18 protein-coding genes and 1 tRNA gene are annotated in these 20,466 nt (G+C 21.9%); 12 read left to right on the forward strand and 7 right to left on the reverse strand.

The features are described 5' to 3' along the window. Nucleotides 1–40: 40 nt before the first annotated feature. The 9 genes from hisG (at nucleotide 41) to gndA (ending at nucleotide 8,740) form a co-directional block, all read left to right on the forward strand. Nucleotides 41–940, forward strand: coding sequence for an ATP phosphoribosyltransferase (gene hisG / locus AB4W52_RS00355; protein WP_367675374.1), 900 nt, complete (start codon nucleotides 41–43; stop codon nucleotides 938–940). 7 nt (nucleotides 941–947) lie between these two features. Further along, nucleotides 948–2,261, forward strand: coding sequence for a histidinol dehydrogenase (gene hisD, locus AB4W52_RS00360; RefSeq protein ID WP_367675375.1), 1,314 nt, complete (start codon nucleotides 948–950; stop codon nucleotides 2,259–2,261). After that, nucleotides 2,261–3,325 carry a histidinol-phosphate transaminase gene (hisC, locus tag AB4W52_RS00365; RefSeq protein WP_367675376.1) on the forward strand — a complete coding sequence of 355 codons (1,065 nt, stop codon included), beginning with the start codon at nucleotides 2,261–2,263 and terminating at the stop codon, nucleotides 3,323–3,325. Before hisD ends, hisC begins: the two co-directional genes overlap by 1 nt. A 27-nt stretch (nucleotides 3,326–3,352) precedes the next feature. Further along, complete coding sequence (gene hisB / locus AB4W52_RS00370; protein ID WP_367675377.1) at nucleotides 3,353–4,423, forward strand: bifunctional histidinol-phosphatase/imidazoleglycerol-phosphate dehydratase HisB; 1,071 nt, start codon at nucleotides 3,353–3,355, stop codon at nucleotides 4,421–4,423. Beyond that, nucleotides 4,423–5,025: an imidazole glycerol phosphate synthase subunit HisH gene (hisH, locus tag AB4W52_RS00375; RefSeq protein ID WP_367675378.1), complete on the forward strand. Its 603-nt coding sequence runs from the start codon at nucleotides 4,423–4,425 to the stop codon at nucleotides 5,023–5,025. Before hisB ends, hisH begins: the two co-directional genes overlap by 1 nt. Then, on the forward strand, nucleotides 5,022–5,753 hold the full coding sequence (gene hisA / locus AB4W52_RS00380; protein WP_367675379.1) for a 1-(5-phosphoribosyl)-5-[(5-phosphoribosylamino)methylideneamino]imidazole-4-carboxamide isomerase: 732 nt from the start codon (nucleotides 5,022–5,024) through the stop codon (nucleotides 5,751–5,753). The genes hisH and hisA overlap by 4 nt, the downstream gene beginning before the upstream one ends. A 95-nt stretch (nucleotides 5,754–5,848) precedes the next feature. Beyond that, nucleotides 5,849–6,625, forward strand: coding sequence for an imidazole glycerol phosphate synthase subunit HisF (gene hisF / locus AB4W52_RS00385; protein WP_367675380.1), 777 nt, complete (start codon nucleotides 5,849–5,851; stop codon nucleotides 6,623–6,625). Continuing rightward, nucleotides 6,619–7,230 (forward strand): bifunctional phosphoribosyl-AMP cyclohydrolase/phosphoribosyl-ATP diphosphatase HisIE, encoded by a 612-nt coding sequence (hisIE, locus tag AB4W52_RS00390; protein ID WP_367675381.1) that lies wholly within the window; start codon nucleotides 6,619–6,621, stop codon nucleotides 7,228–7,230. The genes hisF and hisIE overlap by 7 nt, the downstream gene beginning before the upstream one ends. A gap of 100 nt (nucleotides 7,231–7,330) precedes the next feature. Beyond that, complete coding sequence (gene gndA / locus AB4W52_RS00395) at nucleotides 7,331–8,740, forward strand: NADP-dependent phosphogluconate dehydrogenase (protein ID WP_367675382.1); 1,410 nt, start codon at nucleotides 7,331–7,333, stop codon at nucleotides 8,738–8,740. Between the two features lie 156 nt (nucleotides 8,741–8,896). Here gndA and leuA read toward each other — a convergent pair whose 3' ends face one another. From leuA to leuB, 4 genes are all read right to left on the reverse strand, one after another. Continuing rightward, nucleotides 8,897–10,432, reverse strand: a complete 1,536-nt coding sequence (leuA, locus tag AB4W52_RS00400; RefSeq protein WP_367675383.1) for a 2-isopropylmalate synthase — start codon at nucleotides 10,430–10,432, stop codon at nucleotides 8,897–8,899. A 90-nt stretch (nucleotides 10,433–10,522) separates the two neighbouring features. Then, nucleotides 10,523–11,146, reverse strand: coding sequence for a 3-isopropylmalate dehydratase small subunit (gene leuD, locus AB4W52_RS00405; protein ID WP_367675384.1), 624 nt, complete (start codon nucleotides 11,144–11,146; stop codon nucleotides 10,523–10,525). Next, nucleotides 11,133–12,557, reverse strand: coding sequence for a 3-isopropylmalate dehydratase large subunit (gene leuC, locus AB4W52_RS00410; protein WP_367675385.1), 1,425 nt, complete (start codon nucleotides 12,555–12,557; stop codon nucleotides 11,133–11,135). Before leuC ends, leuD begins: the two co-directional genes overlap by 14 nt. Beyond that, nucleotides 12,526–13,650, reverse strand: a complete 1,125-nt coding sequence (gene leuB / locus AB4W52_RS00415) for a 3-isopropylmalate dehydrogenase (RefSeq protein ID WP_367675386.1) — start codon at nucleotides 13,648–13,650, stop codon at nucleotides 12,526–12,528. Before leuB ends, leuC begins: the two co-directional genes overlap by 32 nt. A gap of 749 nt (nucleotides 13,651–14,399) precedes the next feature. Here leuB and metG point away from each other — a divergent pair. Then, complete coding sequence (gene metG, locus AB4W52_RS00420; protein ID WP_367675387.1) at nucleotides 14,400–16,025, forward strand: methionine--tRNA ligase; 1,626 nt, start codon at nucleotides 14,400–14,402, stop codon at nucleotides 16,023–16,025. 5 nt (nucleotides 16,026–16,030) lie between these two features. Here the strand turns inward: metG and tilS are convergent, their stop codons facing one another. Both tilS and AB4W52_RS00430 read right to left on the reverse strand, forming a co-directional pair. Continuing rightward, complete coding sequence (tilS, locus tag AB4W52_RS00425; RefSeq protein ID WP_367675388.1) at nucleotides 16,031–17,326, reverse strand: tRNA lysidine(34) synthetase TilS; 1,296 nt, start codon at nucleotides 17,324–17,326, stop codon at nucleotides 16,031–16,033. A gap of 66 nt (nucleotides 17,327–17,392) precedes the next feature. Beyond that, a tRNA-Val gene (locus AB4W52_RS00430) sits at nucleotides 17,393–17,467 on the reverse strand. 536 nt (nucleotides 17,468–18,003) lie between these two features. On the opposite strand from AB4W52_RS00430, the gene nth reads away from it, so the two are divergent. Continuing rightward, complete coding sequence (nth, locus tag AB4W52_RS00435) at nucleotides 18,004–18,630, forward strand: endonuclease III (protein WP_367675389.1); 627 nt, start codon at nucleotides 18,004–18,006, stop codon at nucleotides 18,628–18,630. A 55-nt stretch (nucleotides 18,631–18,685) separates the two neighbouring features. Further along, nucleotides 18,686–19,960 (forward strand): tyrosine--tRNA ligase, encoded by a 1,275-nt coding sequence (gene tyrS, locus AB4W52_RS00440; protein WP_367675390.1) that lies wholly within the window; start codon nucleotides 18,686–18,688, stop codon nucleotides 19,958–19,960. 18 nt (nucleotides 19,961–19,978) lie between these two features. Here tyrS and AB4W52_RS00445 read toward each other — a convergent pair whose 3' ends face one another. Next, nucleotides 19,979–20,347, reverse strand: a complete 369-nt coding sequence (locus AB4W52_RS00445; RefSeq protein WP_367675391.1) for an iron-sulfur cluster assembly accessory protein — start codon at nucleotides 20,345–20,347, stop codon at nucleotides 19,979–19,981. Between the last annotated feature and the right edge of the window lie 119 nt (nucleotides 20,348–20,466).

Genomic DNA, 20,466 nt, shown 5'->3' on the forward strand with positions numbered 1-20,466 from the left:
TTTTTTTTTATTTTTTTTTTAAAAAAAAAAGGTTGTATTAATGTTAAATAGTAATAGATTAAGAATAGCAATGCAAAAATCTGGTCGTTTGAGTCATCATTCAAAAAAATTACTTATAAATTGTGGAGTAAAAATAAATTTTGAAGAAAAAAAATTGATTTCTTTTTCAGAGAATATGCCAATTGATATAATTCGAGTGAGAGATGATGATATTCCTGGACTAGTTATGAATAAAATAGTAGATTTAGGCATTGTAGGAGGAAATGTTTTAAAAGAAAAAATACTCAGTCGTAGATTTAAAAATCAAGAATCTTTTTATAAATTATTACTAGATTTAGATTTTGGTTTATGTAGATTGTCTTTAGCTTGTCCTAAAGATAGTGTGTATAAAGATTTATATTCTCTAAAAAATTTTACTATCGCTACTTCTTATCCATATATATTAAAAGAATATTTAGAATCAAAAAATATTTGTTTTAAATCGTTTACATTGAACGGATCAGTTGAAATTGCTCCTCGAGTAGGTTTATCAGATATGATATGCGATTTAGTGTCTACAGGTGCAACGTTAGAAGAAAACAACTTACGCGAAACACATGTAATTTATAGATCTAATGCTCAAATTATATCTAGAAAAGGAAATTTTTCTTCTATTAAAAAAGAATTAATTTATAAATTAATTACTCGTATTAAAGGAGTTATTAAAGCTAGAGAATCTAAATATATTATGTTACACGCACCTGTTTCTAAGTTAAATGAAGTTGTTTCTTTATTAAAAGGAGCAGAAACTCCGACTATATTGAAATTAGCTGGGAATTCAAAGAAAGTTGTCATGCATATGGTGAGCAAAGAAAATTTTTTTTGGGAAACTATGGAAAATTTAAAAAAATTAGGTGCAACTTCTATATTAGTTTTACCGATTGAAAAAATGATGGAATAAATTTTATATGAAGGTATTAAATAAAATAATTTTTTGGAATGACTTATCTAGTGTAGACCAAGAAAGAATACTACAAAGATCCGTTTTTAATACAAGAAAAGATATTGAAAAAAATGTTTCTAAAATTATTACAGATGTTTTTTCTAAAAAAGATAAAGCTGTAAAATATTACACTTCTTTATTTGATAAGTTTTCTTTAAAAAAAATTAAAATTTCTCAAAAAAAGATATTTCAATCAGAAAATTTTATTGATCAAAAATTTAAAAAAGCGATTTTTCATGCTATTAAAAATATTTCAAATTTTCATTCTCAACAAAAAATAAATGATTTAAATGTTAATATCTGTCCTGGAATTCGATGTGAACAAATTATTAAACCTATCGATTCTGTTGGATTATATATTCCTGGTGGTTTATCTCCTTTATTTTCTACTTTATTAATGTTAGCAATACCTGCAAAAATTTCTGGCTGTAAAAATATTTCTATTTGTTCTCCTCCTCCTATTTCAAAAAAAATATTATATATTGCAAAAATATTTAAAATATATGATGTATATCAAATTGGTGGAGCGCAAGCAATATCTGCATTAGCTTTTGGAACAGAAAGTGTAAATAAAGTTAATAAAATATTTGGTCCTGGAAATGAGTATGTTACTGAAGCTAAAAGACAAGTAAGTTCTTTTTTTAATACTGTTTCTATAGATATGTTAGCAGGCCCTTCGGAATTATTAGTGATCGCTGATTCTTTTGCTAACAGTGATTTTATAGTAGCAGATTTATTATCGCAAACAGAACATGGAAAAAACTCTCAGGTTTTTTTAGTAACAAATTCTCAAAGTTTAGCTCTTCATGTAAAAGAAAAAATAGAAATTTATTTAAATAAAAAAAAATATGATAATCTTTCTATGATTATTCAATCTTTAAAAAAAAGTTATATTATTGTTACAAAGACTTTAAATGAATGTGTAAATATTTCTAATAAATATGCACCAGAACATTTAATAATTCACACAAAAAATTATCGTGAAATATTAAAAGACATTGTTAATGCAGGATCAGTTTTTTTAGGTCCTTGGTCTCCAGAAACAGCTGGAGATTATGCGTCTGGAACTAATCATGTTTTACCTACATATGGATTTTCTAAAAGTTGTTCAGGTATTAGTGTGTCTGATTTTTCTAAAAAAATTAGTGTGCAAGAATTAACAAAAAAAGGATTTTTAAATTTATCTCAAACTTTGCAGAAATTATCTTTAGAAGAAAAAATGTTAGCACATAAAAATGCTGTAGATATAAGATTATCTTTTTTGAAGGAACAAATATAATGATTGAGTTGAATAAATTTGTTCGCAAAAATATAAAAAAATTAGTTCCTTATCAATCTGCAAGGAAAATCGGAGGTTTAGGAGATGTTTGGTTAAATGCTAATGAATCTCCTTTTATAAATAATAAAAAGTTTTCTTTTAAAAATTTAAATAGATATCCGGATGAAGAATATCAACATGTGATATATCAGTATTCTTTATATGCAAATGTTTCTTATCAGAATATTTTAGCTACAAGAGGTTCAGATGAAGCAATTGAATTAATTATTAAAGCTTTTTGTGAACCTAGAAAAGATCGAATTATGTTTTTTCCTCCTACTTATGATATGTATAAGATTTATGCAGATATATTAGGTGTAAAAAGTATTTCTGTGTTTCAATTAAAAAATTTTCAATTAAATAAAAAAGAAATAAAAAAAAAACTTGATCAAGTAAAAATACTTTATATTTGCAATCCAAATAATCCGACTGGAAATACAATTTTTTCTAAAGATATTATAGAGATTTTAGAGTTTTCTAGAAACAAATGTTTAGTTGTAATTGATGAAGCATATATAGATTTTTGTTTAGAAGAAACTTCTGTTGCTTTAATCCAGCGTTTTTCTAATTTAATTGTATTACGAACTTTATCTAAAGCTTTTGGTTTAGCAAGTATTAGATGCGGATTTATTATTGCGAATAAGAATATCATTAATATTATTAATAAAATTATTGCTCCTTATCCACTAGGTACGCCTATTTTAAAAATCGCATCATATTCATTAAAGAAAAAAAATCTTTTAATTTTAAAAAACCATATTTTCAGAATAATGGAGAATAAAAAATTTTTAATAAATCAATTAAAAAAAATTTCATATATTAAAAAAATTTATTCTAGTCAAACGAATTTTATATTAATTAGGTTTTCTTCTTCAAAAAATTTTTTTTATATGTTATCAAAATATGGAATTATTACGAGAGATCAAAATTTGAAAATTTTTTTAAAAAATTGTATTCGAATATCTATTGGAACATATGAAGAATGTTTATATTTAAGCAATTTTTTAAAGAAAATTGAAAAATAATTTTTTTAAAAATAAAGAGAAAATTTAATGAGTAAAAAAATTTTATTTCTTGATAGAGATGGTACTTTGATTCGAGAACCTCAGGATGATTATAAAGTTGATAAAATAGAAAAATTAGAATTTGAACCTAGTGTTATTTCTGTTCTTTCTAAATTTAAAAAAATGAATTACAAATTTATAATTGTTTCTAACCAAGATGGTTTAGGAAATCAAGATTTTTGTTTATATGATTTTTATTTATGTCATAATTTAATGCTTTCAATATTTTTTTCTCAAGGAATTTCTTTTGATGACATACTGATTTGTCCTCATACCATAGATGAAAAATGTAAATGTCGAAAACCAAATTTAGGTTTAATAAAAAGATGGATTTTTTTAAATAAAAATATTTCAAAGAAAAAATGTTTTTTTATAGGAGATAGGGAGTCTGATATTAATTGTGCTAAAAATCTTGGAATCACTGGATTATTGTATTCTCGTGAGAAATTAAATTGGAATAATATTTATAAAAAAATAAAATATAAAGATCGAATTTTTAAAATATTAAAACAAACTAACGAAACAAAGATTTTGGTTAAAATTAATTTAGATAATTCACAAAAAAATTTTTTTGATACGGGAGTATTTTTTTTTAATCATATGCTGGAACAAATTGCAGTGCATGCAAAAATTTCTATATTTATTAAAGTTCAAGGAGATCTAGAAATTGATGATCATCATATTGTAGAAGATACTGGAATAGCATTAGGTGAATGTTTATTTCAATGTTTACATAAAAAATCTGGAATTAATAGGTATGGTTTTGTTCTTCCAATGGATGAGAGCGTCGCATCTTGTATTTTAGATATTTCTAATCGACCATTTTTATATTTTAAAACAAATTTTAAATATCAAAAAATAGGAGATTTAAGTACAGATATGATTTGTCATTTTTTTTATTCTTTAGCATATTCTATGAAAATTACTTTACATTTAAAAGCTAAAGGAGAAAATGATCATCATTGTGCAGAAAGTTTATTTAAATCTTTTGGAAAAGCTTTAGGACAAGCGATACAAAGAAAGGGAATATTAATACCTAGTTCTAAGGGAATTTTGTAATGAATATTGTAATTATTAATACAGGTTTTTCAAATTTGTCATCTATTTATTGGGCGATTAAAAGATTAGGATATAATCCTATTATTAGTTTTGAACCAAATGTTATTCGGAATGCAAAAAAATTAATTTTACCTGGTTTAGGAACACCAGAGTTTGTTATGAAATATTTAGAAAAGAAAAAAATTGTTAATATTATTCAAAAATATGAAAGACCTATCTTAGGAATATGTTTAGGTATGCAATTATTTTTTTGTTATAGTGAAGAAAGTGAAAATATTCGTATGTTAAATATTTTTAATAAAAATAATATTTATAAATTACATACTATTCGATCTTCTCTTCCTCATATTGGTTGGAATAAAGTTTATTTTAAGCAAGAGAATCCTTTATTTAAAAATATTTCTAGTGGAGAGTGGTTTTATTTTATTCATAGTTATGCAGCAGATATTAATGTTATGACTATTTCAAAAACATTTTATGAGAAATTTTTTAGTTCTGCTGTACAATATAAAAATTTTTTTGGTGTACAATTTCATCCTGAAAAATCGGGATTTTCTGGAATGCTTTTATTAAAAAATTTTTTAGAGATTAAAATATTATGATTATTCCATCTTTAGATTTTATTCAAGGGAAAATTGTTCGTTTATATAAAGGAAATTATTTAAAAAAAACTCAGTATCAAGAAAGTTATTTTTTATATATTGAAAATTGTATTAAAAATAATATAAAGAATTTGCATATTGTAGATTTAGATGGTGCGAGAGATCCTAAGAGAAAACAATTGCATTTACTTCAAGATATTTTAAAAAATAAAAATATAAACTTTCAAGTTGGAGGAGGGATTAGAACAGAAAAAGATATAGAAAAATTATTTTTTTTAGGTGCTAAAAGAGTTGTTTTGAGCTCAATTATTTTTAAAAAAAAAAATGTAGTAAAAAATTGGATTGAAAGATATGGACAAGAGAGAATTGTTTTAGCTTTAGATATTAAAATAAAAAATTCTTTTAAGGAAGTTGTGGTTGCAGGATGGAGAAATTATACTGGAATTTGTATAGAAGATATTATTGATGATTTTTTAGAAAATAATATTAAATACATTTTATGTACAGATGTTTCACAAGACGGAACTTTAAATGGACCTAATTTATTATTATATTCTGAATTGATAAAAAAATATCCTTCTATTTATTTTCAAGCTTCTGGTGGAGTTAGTTCGATTAATGATATTATCAATTTAAAGAAAACAGGAGTAAAAAATATAATTATAGGAAAAGCGTTTTTAGAAAAGAAATTTACTTTTTTTGAAGCTATTCAATGTTTAAAGAAATAATTATTTTTTTTACTTTTTTTTTTTTGAAATATCAAAAAACTTAATTTAAATAAATTTTTAATAAAAATTTTTTTAAATTTATTTTGAGGTTTGGAATGTTAGCGAAAAGAATTATTCCATGTTTAGATGTTAAAAATGGTTTAGTTGTAAAAGGTATACAATTTAAGAATCATAGAGTTATTGGAAATATTTTATCTTTAGTTAAAAGATATATTCAAGAAGGTGCAGATGAATTAGTTTTTTATGATATTTCTGCATCTGTAAAAAATACAGTTGTTAATAAAAATTGGATATCAATGATTTCTGAAATTATTAATATTCCGTTTTGTGTAGCTGGAGGAATTAAAGATTTTCATGATGCGAAAAATATTTTATATTTTGGTGCAGATAAAATTTCTATTAATTCTCATGCAATTAAAAATCCTTATTTAATTAGTTCTATTGCTGAAAAATTCGGATCTCAAGCTGTTGTTGTTGGAATTGATTCTTTTTATTATAAAAAAGAAAATACATATTTCATTCATCAATATACTGGAGATGAAAGATTAGAAAGAAAAATAGAGATTGAAACTTTTGAATGGATAGAAAAAGTACAAAATTTAGGAGCTGGAGAAATTGTTTTAAATGCTATGAATCAAGATGGAGTAAAAAAAGGATATGATATTAAGCAGTTACGAGAAGTAAGAAAAATATGTAAAATTCCATTAATTGCTTCCGGAGGTGCAGGGAATATGAATCATTTTTATGATGTTTTCCAATTTTCAGATGTCGATGGAGCTTTAGCCGCTTCTGTTTTTCATGATAATATTGTTAATATTCATAAATTAAAGAATTTTTTGTCAAAAAAAAATATAGAGATTAGAATATGTTAACTATGAATGAAATGTTAAATTTAAATTGGAAAAAAGTTAATGGATTAATTCCTGTTATTGCTCAAGATTTTTTTTCTAATGAAATTTTAATGCATGGATATATGAATAAAAAAGCTATTTTAGAAACATTTAATAGTAAACGTTTAACTTTTTTTTCTCGTACAAAGAATCGTTTATGGACTAAAGGAGAACAATCTAAAAATTATTTAAATGTAGTAGATATTATTGAAGATTGTGATAAAGATGCATTATTAGCTTTAGTGAATCCTGTAGGAAATACATGTCATTTAAATAGAAAAAGTTGTTTTAAGAAAGCAAAAAAAAATGTTTCTTTTATTTCTAAATTGGAAAAGATTATAGAAAATAGAAAGAAGAAAAAATGTAGTCAATCTTATACTTATTCTTTATATAAGCAAGGAATTGATAGAATTTCACAAAAAGTTGGTGAAGAAGCAGTAGAATTAGTTATTGCATCCATGTGTAAAAATAAAAAAGATATTATTAGTGAATCTTCTGATTTATTTTATCATTTATTAGTTTTATTGCATTATCAAAATTTAAAATTTTCAGATGTTATTTCTACACTTAAAAAAAGAAATTCTTGATAAAAAATTATTAATTTTTTTATATTTTTATAAAATATTTTAATTTTTGAATTTGATATTTTTTTTTGAAAATTAAGAGAAGGGAGAGAGGTAAAAAGTAATGTCTTTAAATGAAATTGGTGTTATTGGAATGGCTGTTATGGGAAGAAATTTAGCGTTGAATATTGAAAGTAAAAATTATACTGTATCTATTTTTAATAGATCCGCAGAAAAAACTACAAATGTTATTTACAACAATCAAAATAAAAAAATTTATCCTTTTTTTGAAATTAAAGATTTTATCTTATCATTAAAAAAACCGCGTGTTATATTATTAATGGTACAATCAGGAAAAGCAACAGATATGACGATTCATTCTCTTTTGCCGTATTTAGATAAAGAAGATATTTTAATTGATGGAGGTAATAGTTTTTTTAAAGATACAATAAAAAGAAGTATTTATTTATCAAAAAAAAAAATAAATTTTTTAGGAGCTGGGATATCTGGGGGAGAAGAAGGTGCATTAAATGGTCCTGCAATTATGCCTGGAGGACATAAAAAAGCTTATTTACAAGTCAAATCTTTATTTAAAAAAATTTCTGCAAAAACAAAAAATGGAACTCCTTGTGTAAATTATATTGGATCTGATGGATCAGGACATTATGTAAAAATGATACATAATGGTATTGAATATGGAGATATGCAATTAATTTCTGAAGCATATTTTATTTTAAAAAAATCTTTAATGTTAAATAATCATGATCTTTATCAGATTTTTTCAGAATGGAATCAAGGAGAATTAAAAAGTTATTTAATAGAAATTACAAAAAATATTTTTTTAAAAAAAGATGATCATGGAGAATATATTCTTGATGTGATTTTAGATTCTGCAAGTAATAAGGGAACTGGAAAATGGATGAGCAAAAGTGCTTTAGATTTAAATGAGCCTTTGTCTTTAATTACTCAGTCTGTTTTTTTTAGATATTTATCTTCATTAAGATCTCAAAGAATAATAGCCTCTAAAATTTTAATAGGGCCGAAAAATGATATTCTTGTAAAAGATAAAAAAAAATTTATTGAAAATATGAGACGTTCTTTATATTTAGGTAAAATTATTTCATACGCTCAAGGTTTTTCTCAATTAAGTAAAGCATCTAAATTATATAAATGGAATTTAAATTATTCTAATATTGCAAAAATTTTTCGTGCTGGTTGTATTATCAGAGCAGATTTTTTAAAGGAAATTATAAAAACATATAAAAAAAATAATAATTTAAAAAATTTATTATTAACGTCTTATTTTAAAAAAATTTCCAATGTATATCAAAATTCTTTGAGAAAAATTGTTTCTCATGCTATTCTTCATGGAATTCCTGTTCCAGCTTTTTCATCTGCAATTTCATATTATGATTCTTATCGATCTTCTCAACTTCCAGCAAATTTAATACAAGCTCAGAGAGATTATTTTGGAGCACATACATATGAAAGAATTGATAAAAATGGAATCTTTCATACTAATTGGTTAAAATAAATAAAAGATTATTTATTAAAAGATTGTTATTTAAATTTATTTTTTTATTTTGTAATAAGAATTTTTTATTTTTTGAGGTAAAAACCCTCTTAGAAAAATGTATATTATAATTTATCTAAGAAGGTTTTTGATATTTTTTTCTTTGAAAGTTTTTTTTTATTTTTTAATTTTTTTTATTTGATTAAATTTCCAAATATTATTAAATATATCAAGCATAGCTGTAATAGAAGCTTTTATAATATTTTTTTCTATTTTTGTTGAATAAAATTTTTTATTTTTATATATTGTTACAATATTTACTTTTCCTAAAATATTTTTTCCTTGAATTTTAGAGTGTATTTGAAAACATTTAAGAAATGTATGAATTTTTGTAATTTTATTTAATCCTTGATAAATTCCTTCTATGATTTCATTTTTTGTTTTAATGATACAATTTTTTGTTTTTTTTCCACATAATAAATTTATAAAAATTTTTGTTTCTCCATATATTTCTGTAATAATTTTTAAATTTTTTAATATAAAATTTTTCTTTTTTTGTTTTTTATTTTTCATAAAAGCTAATGTTTCTAAATCATAATCAAAAATTTGACCTTTTTTATCTGCTAATTTTAGAAATTTCTTGTATAATTTTTTTAAATTGTAATCTTTTTCTGTATATCCCATTTCTTGCATTCTTTGTTTTACTGCTGCTCTTCCAGAACGTGAAGTTAAATTAAATTTTACTTCTTTTAATCCTATATCTTTTGGCGACATAATTTCATAATTTTTTCTATTTTTTATTATACCATCTTGATGAATTCCAGAAGAATGCGCAAATGCATTCTTTCCTATAATGGCTTTATTAATTGGTATAGATATTTTACATATTTTGCTAATTATTTTACTTGTATGATATATTTTTTTATGTTTGATATTTGTATAAAAGTTCAATAATTTTTTTCTTGTTTTAATTGCCATAATTATTTCTTCTAAAGCTGTATTTCCGGCTCTTTCTCCAATTCCTGTAATTGTTCCTTCAATTTGTCTTGCACCAGATTGTATAGCAGAAATAGAATTTCCAACAGCCATTCCTAAGTCATTATGACAATGCACAGAAATAATTGCTTGATCGATATTTGGAACACGTTGATATAAATTTTTTATTATTTTACTAAATTCATTTGGAATTGTATATCCTACTGTATCTGGGATATTTATTGTTTTAACTCCATTTTTTATCAGAGATTCGACAATTTTACATAAGTTATCAATTGATGTACGTCCAGCATCTTCACAGGAAAATTCTATATCATCTGTATATTTTTTAGCTATTTTAATAGATTTTAATGCCATTTGGTGTATTTCTTCAAAATTTTTTTTCAGTTTAGATTCTATATGTAGTTTTGAAGTTCCTAAAAATAAATGAATACGAAAATTTTTTAATTCAGACATAGCTTTTGCTGCAATTTTTATATCTTTTTCTACACATCTTGCTAAACTACATATAGTACTTTTTTTTATATTTTTACAAATACTTTTAACAGATTTAAAATCTCCAGGTGAAGATATAGGGAATCCTGCTTCTATAATGTCAATATTCATTTTTTCTAAAGCTAAAGCAATTTTTACTTTTTCTTTTTCATTTAAACTAATTTGTAGAGATTGTTCTCCATCACGTAAAGTAGTATCAAAAATAATAATTTTTTCTTTCATTGATTTTTCTTATATAAAATGTTATTTAATATGATTTTTTTTAAATTACATTTGTTTAAGTATTTGGTATTTTTTAAAATTTGTTATTTCTTAAGAGAACAATTTTCGATTTTCTAAGTATTGCGGTGTGTTTTTTTTTTCATAATCTATGATATTTTGAATTTTCTGTAATGTTAAATCAATTTTGTCTAATCCATGAATTAGTTTAAATTTATAAAATTTTTCAATTGAAAATTTGTATTTTTTTTTTTTTATATAAATTTTATTTTTTAATAAATTAATAGTGCATTGTGTTTTTTTATTTTTTTCAATGATCAAAAAAATTGCTTGGATTTTTTTTTCAGGAAGTTGAATTAATAAAAGATTATTATTGATACTATTATTATAAAAAATATCTGAAAATTTTGATGAAATAATTGTTTTAAAACCGTAATCCATTAAAGCCCAGACTGCGTGTTCACGCGATGAACCACATCCAAAATTTCTTCCTGTAATCAATATACTAGAGTTTTTATAGATTTTTTGATTTAAAATAAAATTTTTATTAATTTTTTTTGATTGATTATCTAGATATCTCCAATTATGAAAAAGATGTTTTCCAAATCCAGTTTTTTTGATACTTTTTAAAAATTGTTTTGGTATAATAATGTCAGTATCAATATTTATGATATTGAGAGGTGCAATAATTCCGGTATGTTTTTTAAATTTTTTCATTTAATATTTCCTTAATATATAATTTTCTGACATCTACAAAATGTCCGAATATAGCCGCAGCTGCAGCCATAGATGGACTCATTAAATGTGTTCTTCCTCCTCTTCCTTGTCTTCCTTCAAAATTTCTATTGCTTGTAGAAGCACATCTTTCTTTATTTTTTAATCTATCTTTATTCATTCCTAAACACATAGAACATCCGGAATATCTCCATTCAAATCCTGATTTTAGAAATATTTTATGTAATCCTTCTTTTTCTGCTTTTAGTTTTACTTGATTAGATCCAGGAACAATAATAGCTTGAATGTTTTTCTTTACTTTTTTTCCTTGAATAATTTTTGCTACTTCTCTTAGATCTTCAATTCTAGAATTTGTGCATGATCCAATAAAAACTTTATCAATTTTTATTTTTTGTAATGAAGAATTAGATAAAAGTCCCATATATTTCAAAGAGTTTTTAAGTGATTTTTTTATATTTTCATCTTTATATTTTTGAATGTTAGGAGTTTTTTCATTAATAGAAATAATTTGGTCAAGATTAGTTCCCCATGTTATTTGTGGAGCTATATTTGAGATATCTAAAATAAAAGTTTTATCAAAATAAGCGTGTTGATCAGATTTTAATTTTTTCCAATTTTTTAAAGCTTTATCCCAATTTTTTCCGGAAGGAGAGAATTTTTTGTTTTGTAAATAATTAAATGTAGTTTGATCAGGAGCGATTATTCCAGATTTTGCACCCATTTCTATAGCCATATTGCATATAGTCATTCTTTGTTCCATGCTAAATTGTTCTATTATTTGTCCACAAAATTCAATGACGTATCCAATTCCTCCTGAAGATCCAATTTTTTTAATTATGTATAATATAACATCTTTTGCTGTGATTCCTTTTTTTAATGTTCCATTAATTTCAATTTTCATATTTTTAAATTTATTTTGTTGTATTGTTTGTGTTGCTAAAACATGTTCTACTTCTGATGTTCCAATACCGAAAGATAACGCTCCAAAAGCTCCGTTTGTTGATGTATGAGAATCTCCACAAACTATTATGGTTCCAGGTAATATCATTCCTTGTTCTGGGGCAATAACATGAACTATCCCTTGATTTTTATGAAATATATCATACAATGGTATTTTTTCATTTTTGCAGTTTTTGATTAATTCTTGCATTTGAATTTTAGCCATTTTCCCTGATGCATTTATGTCTTTTTTAGTAGTTGATACATTATGATCCATAGTTGCAAAAGTTTTATCAGGTCTTCTTACATGTCTTTTTTTATTTTTTAATCCATCAAATGCTTGTGGAGATGTGACTTCATGAATTAAATGGAGATCAACATATAGAATAGGATTGTTATCATTTGTTTGTATTAAATGCGAATCATATATTTTTTGATATAAAGTTTTTTTCATTATTATATTCCTCAAGCAATGATTTAATAATTTCGTTTCCCATTTGATCTGTCGTAATAAATTTTTTTCCATTAGAAATATCTAATGTTCTGTATCCTTTTAGTAATGTTTTTTGTATAGCTAATTTAATTTTTTTTGATATTGTATTTAGTTTAAAAGTATGTTTAAAGAGAAGTGCAAGAGACAGAATTTGAGCTATAGGATTAGCAAGATTCTTTCCTTGTATATCAGGAGCGGTTCCTCCTGCAGGTTCATATAAACCAAATTTTTTTTCATTTAAACTCGCAGAAGATAACATTCCTATAGATCCAGTTAAAATTCCACATTCATCTGAAATAATATCTCCAATAAGATTTGGACATAAAATAACATCAAATGAATGTGGATTTTTTATAATTTGCATGACTGCGTTATCAAAATATAAATGTGATAGATTGACTTCAGGATAATTTTGAGAGACTTGATTAACAGTTTTTTTCCATAATTTTGAAGTTTGGAGAACATTAGATTTATCAATAGATGTGACTTTTTTTTTTCTTTTTAAAGCTTCTTGAAAAGCTATATGTGCTATTCTTTTAATTTCATTTTTGTGATAAATTGTTGTATCTATTGCATAATGTTTATTTTTTTTTTTTATTTCAAGTGAAGGTTGTCCAAAATATATTCCGCTTGTTAATTCTCGCACACATAAAATATCAAATCCTTTATCGGCAATTTTTTTTTTTAATGGTGATAATTTATATAGTTTGGGATGTAAAATAGAATATCTTAAATTGGCAAATAAATTAAAATATTTTCTTATTTTTAATAAGGAAGCTACTTCTGGTCTTTGATGAGATGGTAAATATTCCCATTTTGGTCCTCCTACAGAACCAAGTAATATTGCATGAGATTTTTCGCATCCTTTTAGCGTTTTTTTGGGTAATGCTTTTCCCCATTTTTCAATTGCGATTCCACCAATATCATATTTTTTTATTTTTAAATTCAAATTAGATTTTTTTTTAATAATTTTAATAATTTTATATGTTTCTTGCATAACTTCAGGTCCGATTCCATCTCCTGGAAGCATTGCTATTTTAAGTTTTTTATTCATATTATTGAGATTTTGAATTAATTTTTAATTTTGAAATATCATTGATCGTATCATATAACTAGTTTGTTTGAAACTTTTCACAGATATTTAAATAATATATTTTTTTAGTTATTTTTTATAAAAAAACTAATATTTAAAATTTCATATAAATAAAAATATTTATATTTATAAATTTTATTTTTATAGAATTTTCATTCTAAATTTATTTGATAAGTAAATTTAATTTTTTTAAAGAAAATATAATAGTATTTTATAATTTATATTTATAAAATTTTTGTTAAAATTAATAATTTGGAATTAAAGATTATTTTTAAATTATTTTAAATAAAATAAACATAAAATTTGTACATTATTAAAAAAAATTTTTTTTAAAAGAATTTTATATATTTATTTTATTATTTTTTCATTTTTTATATAGATTTTTTTTCTTTTTTTTTTTTCTTTTTTGAATTTAATATTTATTGAAGAAATATATGAAAATTTATTTTTTTAAGATATTTTTTAATATTTCTTAGATATATTCATGAAAATTTATTTTGTAAAATTTTTAATTTGTTTAAGTTTTTTATTTTATATTTTTATTATTTTTTTTAAAAATTTTTTAAAAAAATTTTTATTATATATTTTATATTAGTAAATATATTAAAATATTTATACTAAATTAAGTATATAATTTGTATTTTTTTTTAATTTATAAAAATATTTTTATAGATTATAATTAAATATTAAATATCTATAGATAAAAAAATATGATGAATAAAAAAATTTTAGTGACGTGTGCTTTGCCATATTCTAATGGACCAATACATATCGGACATTTATTAGAACATATTCAAGCTGATATATGGGTAAGATATCAAAAAATGAATAATAAATTTGTTATTTTCATTTGTGCTGATGATACTCATGGTACACCGATTATGTTGAAAGCTAGAAAAATGAAAATCAATCCGAATAATCTTATTAAAAAGATTTTTCATGAACATTTATATGATTTATCACGATTTAATATTTCATATGATTGTTATAGCCATACAAATACTAAAGAAAATTTGTATTTTACGACAAAGATATTTTCGTTTTTAAAAAAAAAAGGTTTTATTTTAGAAAAAGAAATTTTGCAATTATATGATTCTCAAAAAAATATTTTTCTTCCAGATAGATTAATTCGAGGAGTTTGTCCGAAATGTTTTTCAGATAATCAATATGGAGATCATTGCGAAAAATGTGGATCAGTTTATGAAGCTGCAGATTTAATTAATCCTAAATCTGAAATATCTAATTCAATTCCAATTTTGAAAAAATCTAATCATGTTTTTTTTAATCTTTCTATTTTTCAAGAAAATTTATATAATTGGATTTCATCTGGAGTTTTAAATATTCAAGTCGAGAAGAAATCTAAAGAGTGGTTTGAGAAGGGTTTACGTTTATGGGATATCTCAAGAGATTCTCCATATTTTGGTTTTAAAATTCCTGGTTATCAAAATAAATATTTTTATGTCTGGATAGATGCTCCAATATGTTATATTAGTACTTTAAAAGTTTTAGCAAAAAAAAGAAAAGATATATGTTTTTCTGAGTTCTGGAAAAATTCTGATACTACTGATTTATATCATTTTATAGGAAAAGATATTGTTTATTTTCATAGTTTATTTTGGCCTGCAATATTAGAAGGAATAAATTTTCGTAAACCGACTGGAATTTTTGTTCATGGACATTTAACAATTAATAGTAAAAAAATGTCAAAATCAAAAAATATTTTTATAAAAGCTTCTACTTGGTTGAAATATTTTGATTCAGATAGTTTAAGATATTATTTTGCATCTAAATTATCATCTAGAATTCAAGATATTGATTTTAATATAAAAGATTTTGTTTCTAAGATTAATACTGATATAGTAAATAAAATTGTTAATTTAGCATCAAGGTGTTCAGGATTTATTAATAAATATTTTAATAATATGCTAAGTAAAGTTTTATTAAAAAACACTTTTTATCATTTGTTTTTAAAAAATACAAAAAAAATTATGTTTTTTTTTCAGAAAAGAGAGTTTTCTTCAGTGATACGTTCTGTTATTAAATATGCAAATTTTGCGAACAATTATATAAATAATTCTAGTCCATGGACTCTAGCGAAGTATGATCAACATGATGATAAAATACAATTGATTTGCACGATGGGAATTAATTTTTTTCGGTTTTTAATGACTTGGTTAAAACCTATTACTCCAGATTTAAGCTATCGTTCGGAAAATTTTTTATCAACTAATTTGTCTTTTGAGTCTTTAAATTATCCTTTATTAAATCATAAAATTCTTAAATTTCATGCTTTATATAAAAGAATTTCTGTTTCTGAAAATTTTTTTTTTAAATAGATTTTTTAGATATTTTTTTTCCATATAACTGAAATTTTTTTTTCATTAATATTATATTTTTTTGTTGTGACAAAAAATCCAATAGCAGATATAAACTTGTTATTGTAAAATAATAATGGTATTTTTTTTCTTTTCCATGGCGGTATCTGCAGTTCATTAAAAATTTTTTTGAGTGTTTTTGGATTTTTTTTGTTTATTTTTATTTTTTTATTTGTATGAAATTTTATTTTTATCATTTGTTGATTTTTTGGTGCTCTAATATATGAAGAATTTTTTATATTTTTTTGATTTTTAATTTTTAAGTATCCAAATTTTTTAGGTAATTTTAATTTATTATAAGGATAATGCCAAAATATAATAAAATCTTTCATTTTTGGTGTTTTTTTAATTAAATATAAATGTTCATTATAATTCCAAATTTCATATTTTTTTAATTTTATTCGAGGATTTTTTTTTTTTTTATGTAATATATTTTTGATAATTTCTGTTAAAAAACTGTAGGATAGATTTTTTTTAATATTAAGATAAATCCATTTTTTAAGAATAAAATATTGAATATTAGGATTCATATTTTGTATTTTTTTTATGTTTAAAATATTTTTTTGATATAAATTTTTTTTAAAAATTGATGATATAAATTTATTTAATAATTGATATTCTTTATATATTATTTGAGATACTTTTAAACAATTTTTTTTAAAAAATTTCCATCTTTGATTGATTTGAGGTATGATTTTATGTCTTAAAAAATTTCTATCATATGATATATCATAATTACTTGTGTCTTCTATCCATTGAAGATTTTGAGATATAGCCCATTTTTCAATTTTTTTTCTAGAAACTTTTAGTAGAGGTCTAAATAAATAATTTTTAAAAATTTTTTTTTTATAAGAAATTCCAGATAACCCTTTCAAACCACTTCCTCTTTTTATAGACAATAATAACGTTTCACATTGATCATCTAAATTATGTCCTGTTAATAAAATTTCTTGAGGAAGTAAATTTTTTTGAAAAATTTTATATCTTTTTTTTCTTGCATTAGATTCAATATTTTTTTTTTTAATAGATATTTTTTTTATAATGATAGGAACATTATTTTTTTTGCAAATTTTTTTACAATGTTCACTCCATAATTTTGATTTTGGGTGTATTTGATGATTAATATGAATTGCACGTATTGATATTTTCTTTTTTTTTTTATATTTTAATAGTTTATATAGTAAAACAGTAGAATCGATTCCACCACTATACGCTAATAAAAATTTTTTATATTTTAGAATTTTTTTATTAATTTTAATCACAATTTTAAAAAATAAATTAGATATTTTTATTTTATTTTTATTAAATTTATTTTAAATAAATTAATATACGTTCGAGTGGATTTGAACCACTGACTTCTACCATGTCATAGTAGTGCTCTAACCAAACTGAGCTACGAACGTGTTTAAAAAGATTTTTTTGAAAAGTAAAATATTATTTTTTATAGGTAAATATTTTAAGAAATTTTAAATTAATTATCAAGGAGAATTTTTTTATATAATATATATTTAATTTATATTTTTTATTTATAAATTTATAGACATTTTAATGTTTTAAAATTTTTTATATTAAATATAATTTATTTATATTAATTTAAAATATTTTTTATATTTTTTTAAATAATTTTATATATTATTTTTAGAATTAGAAAAATCTGTAGTTTTAAATATTCTTAAATAATTAATATAAGAAAAAAAATATGAATTTAAGATTTATTTTGAAAGTTTTTTATATAAATTATTTTAATTATTTGTATTTATTTTTTTAAATTATGAAAATATTTAAAAAAATAAGTTATAGATATTATTTAAGAGTTTTTTAAAATTTTTTTTTTTTTTTCTTTTTTGTTTTTTTTAATATGAATTTTTTATAATTTAAATAAATTTTAGAAATTTTTTTAGATTTTTGAAAATATTTTAAAAAAAATGAGAATTTTTGAATGAATAATAAAAAAAGACTTAAGATATTATTTTTATTAAAAAAAAAATATGGTTTTAAAAAAAAAACAGAATTGATTTTTTCTTCTCCTTTTGAATGTTTAATATCTGTTTTATTATCTGCTCAAGCAAAAGATAAAATAGTTAATAAAGTTACAAAAAATCTTTTTTCTCTTGCTAGTACTCCTCTTGAAATGATTTTGTTAGGAGAAAAAAAAATTAAAAAAATAATTAAAAAATTAGGATTGTTTCGAAAAAAAACTAAAAATATCATTAGAATATCTGAAATTTTAGTAGAAAAATATAATGGATCAATACCAAATAATAGAAAAGAATTGGAATCATTTCCTGGAGTTGGAAGAAAAACAGCTAATGTTATATTGAATATTATTTTTAAAAAAAATAAAATTGCAGTAGATACTCATGTATATAGAGTATGTAATCGTACTTTTTTTGCTAATGGGAAAAATGTAAGAGAAGTAGAAAAATTATTATTACAGTTTGTTCCGGAATATTTTCAAAAATATGTTCATAGTTGGTTTTTATTTCATGGAAAAGAAGTTTGCAAAGCAAGGAATATGCAATGTGAAAAATGTATTTTATATCATTTATGTGAACATAATTATTAAATATAGATAGAATTTAATAAAAATTTATTTTCATTTTTTTTTAAAAGGTTTTTACATGTTAGAAAAAAATATTTTGAATTACTTTAAAAAGCGTAAATTAATATCACAAATTACTAATAATAAGAAAGTTGAGGAGATTTTAAAAAAAAAAAAAATATCAATATATTGTGGTTTTGATCCTACTGCAGATAGTTTACATATCGGACATATTCTTCCATTGTTATGTTTGAAAAAATTTCAAATGCAAGGACATACTCCAATTGTATTAATTGGCGGTGCAACAAGTTTAATTGGCGACCCGAGTTTTAAATCTAAAGAAAGAAGTTTATTTTCTTATTCTCATGTTTTGCAATGGATTGAAAAAATTAAAAAGCAAATTTTTTTATTTTTAGATTTTTCAGATATACCTAATAAAGCGATTATTGTTAATAATTATGATTGGTTTAAAAAATTAAATATTTTATTTTTTTTACGAGATATTGGAAAAAATTTCTCTATTAATCATATGATTAATAAAGAATCTGTTAAAAATCGTATTTCTCGTGAACAAGGTATATCTTTTACAGAATTTTCTTATAGTTTATTGCAAGCTTATGATTTTTCTATTTTGTATAAAAAATATAAAGTTTTTTTACAAATAGGAGGATCGGATCAATGGGGAAATATTACTTCTGGGATTCATTTAACCAATATTTTACATAAAAAGGAAGTTTTTGGTTTAACAATTCCATTATTAAAAAAATCTGATGGAAAGAAATTTGGAAAAAGTTCTTCGCAGACAATTTGGTTAGATTCTAAAAAAACCTCTCCTTATGCTTTTTATCAATTTTGGATTAATGTGAAAGATTCCGATGTTTATAATTATTTAAAATATTTTACTTCTCTCAGTATAAAAGAAATTCAGCAAATTAAACTTCAGGATAATTTTAAAAAAAAAAAATTTAAATCGAAAGAAATATTGGCAGAAAAAATGACATCTTTAGTGCATGGAAAATCGAATTTTTTATCTGCTAAAAATAATACTTTAGTATTTTTTTCTAGAAACATCAAAAATTTAAATGAAAAAATTTTTCGAAAATTAAAAAAAAATAATGCTCCAACATTGAATTTAGAACATTCTGAAAAAAATTTAAAGGATATTTTAGTTCGTACAAAATTAGCATTTTCAAAAAATCATGCTAGAAATTTAATTGCTTCTCATGCTATTTCTATTAATTATCGAAAAGAAACAAATATTCATTATATTTTTAAAAGTTCTGATAAACTTTTTAAAAAATATACTTTATTAAGTAGAGGTAAAAAGAATTTTTATCTTTTGATATGGAAATAATTTTTAAATAAATTTTTTTTACTTTTGAATTTGAAAGCTTGTTCCACATCCACATTTTTGTTTTATGCTGTCATGATAGAAAGAAAAGTGTTGATGAAAATTTTTTTTAACAAAATCAATGATAATTCCATCTAAAAAATGAATTTTATTTACTGGTAAAAAAATTGATATTTCATTATTTGAAAATAAAATTTCTTTATCAGTTTTTTTTTTATAATATTGTAAGATGTATTTAAAACCAGCGCATCCTGATTTTTTTATATCTATTTTAATTCCAATATTTTCTTTTTTTTTTTTAAATATTTTATATATTTCTAGGTATGCTTTTTGTGTAATATAAATTCCTTTAAGATTTTTTTCCTTTGGTTGTAAAAAATATTTTTTCATATTTTATAGCTCAATTTTTTATTTTTTTTATTTATAAAAATTTTTTGATTTATTAATTTTTCTTAAATAAGATATATTTGAAAGAATTTTAAAATTTTTATTTTTTTTCTTTTTTTTTT

This window comes from Buchnera aphidicola (Chaetosiphella stipae setosa) (genome assembly GCF_964059095.1).
In the GTDB taxonomy this organism is placed as follows: domain Bacteria; phylum Pseudomonadota; class Gammaproteobacteria; order Enterobacterales; family Enterobacteriaceae; genus Buchnera_J; species Buchnera_J aphidicola_BP.

Excerpts from the sequence above, each read along its gene's own strand:
- tyrS (WP_367675390.1), top strand. The coding sequence starts at position 18,686 with ATGTTAGAAAAAAATATTTTGAATTACTTTAAAAAGCGTAAATTAATA.
- hisF (WP_367675380.1), top strand. The coding sequence starts at position 5,849 with ATGTTAGCGAAAAGAATTATTCCATGTTTAGATGTTAAAAATGGTTTA.
- leuB (WP_367675386.1), bottom strand. The coding sequence starts at position 13,650 with ATGAATAAAAAACTTAAAATAGCAATGCTTCCAGGAGATGGAATCGGA.
- hisB (WP_367675377.1), top strand. The coding sequence starts at position 3,353 with ATGAGTAAAAAAATTTTATTTCTTGATAGAGATGGTACTTTGATTCGA.
- AB4W52_RS00445 (WP_367675391.1), bottom strand. The coding sequence starts at position 20,347 with ATGAAAAAATATTTTTTACAACCAAAGGAAAAAAATCTTAAAGGAATT.
- hisD (WP_367675375.1), top strand. The coding sequence starts at position 948 with ATGAAGGTATTAAATAAAATAATTTTTTGGAATGACTTATCTAGTGTA.
- gndA (WP_367675382.1), top strand. The coding sequence starts at position 7,331 with ATGTCTTTAAATGAAATTGGTGTTATTGGAATGGCTGTTATGGGAAGA.
- hisC (WP_367675376.1), top strand. The coding sequence starts at position 2,261 with ATGATTGAGTTGAATAAATTTGTTCGCAAAAATATAAAAAAATTAGTT.
- leuC (WP_367675385.1), bottom strand. The coding sequence starts at position 12,557 with ATGAAAAAAACTTTATATCAAAAAATATATGATTCGCATTTAATACAA.
- leuA (WP_367675383.1), bottom strand. The coding sequence starts at position 10,432 with ATGAAAGAAAAAATTATTATTTTTGATACTACTTTACGTGATGGAGAA.
- hisH (WP_367675378.1), top strand. The coding sequence starts at position 4,423 with ATGAATATTGTAATTATTAATACAGGTTTTTCAAATTTGTCATCTATT.
- hisIE (WP_367675381.1), top strand. The coding sequence starts at position 6,619 with ATGTTAACTATGAATGAAATGTTAAATTTAAATTGGAAAAAAGTTAAT.
- metG (WP_367675387.1), top strand. The coding sequence starts at position 14,400 with ATGATGAATAAAAAAATTTTAGTGACGTGTGCTTTGCCATATTCTAAT.
- nth (WP_367675389.1), top strand. The coding sequence starts at position 18,004 with ATGAATAATAAAAAAAGACTTAAGATATTATTTTTATTAAAAAAAAAA.
- hisG (WP_367675374.1), top strand. The coding sequence starts at position 41 with ATGTTAAATAGTAATAGATTAAGAATAGCAATGCAAAAATCTGGTCGT.
- leuD (WP_367675384.1), bottom strand. The coding sequence starts at position 11,146 with ATGAAAAAATTTAAAAAACATACCGGAATTATTGCACCTCTCAATATC.
- hisA (WP_367675379.1), top strand. The coding sequence starts at position 5,022 with ATGATTATTCCATCTTTAGATTTTATTCAAGGGAAAATTGTTCGTTTA.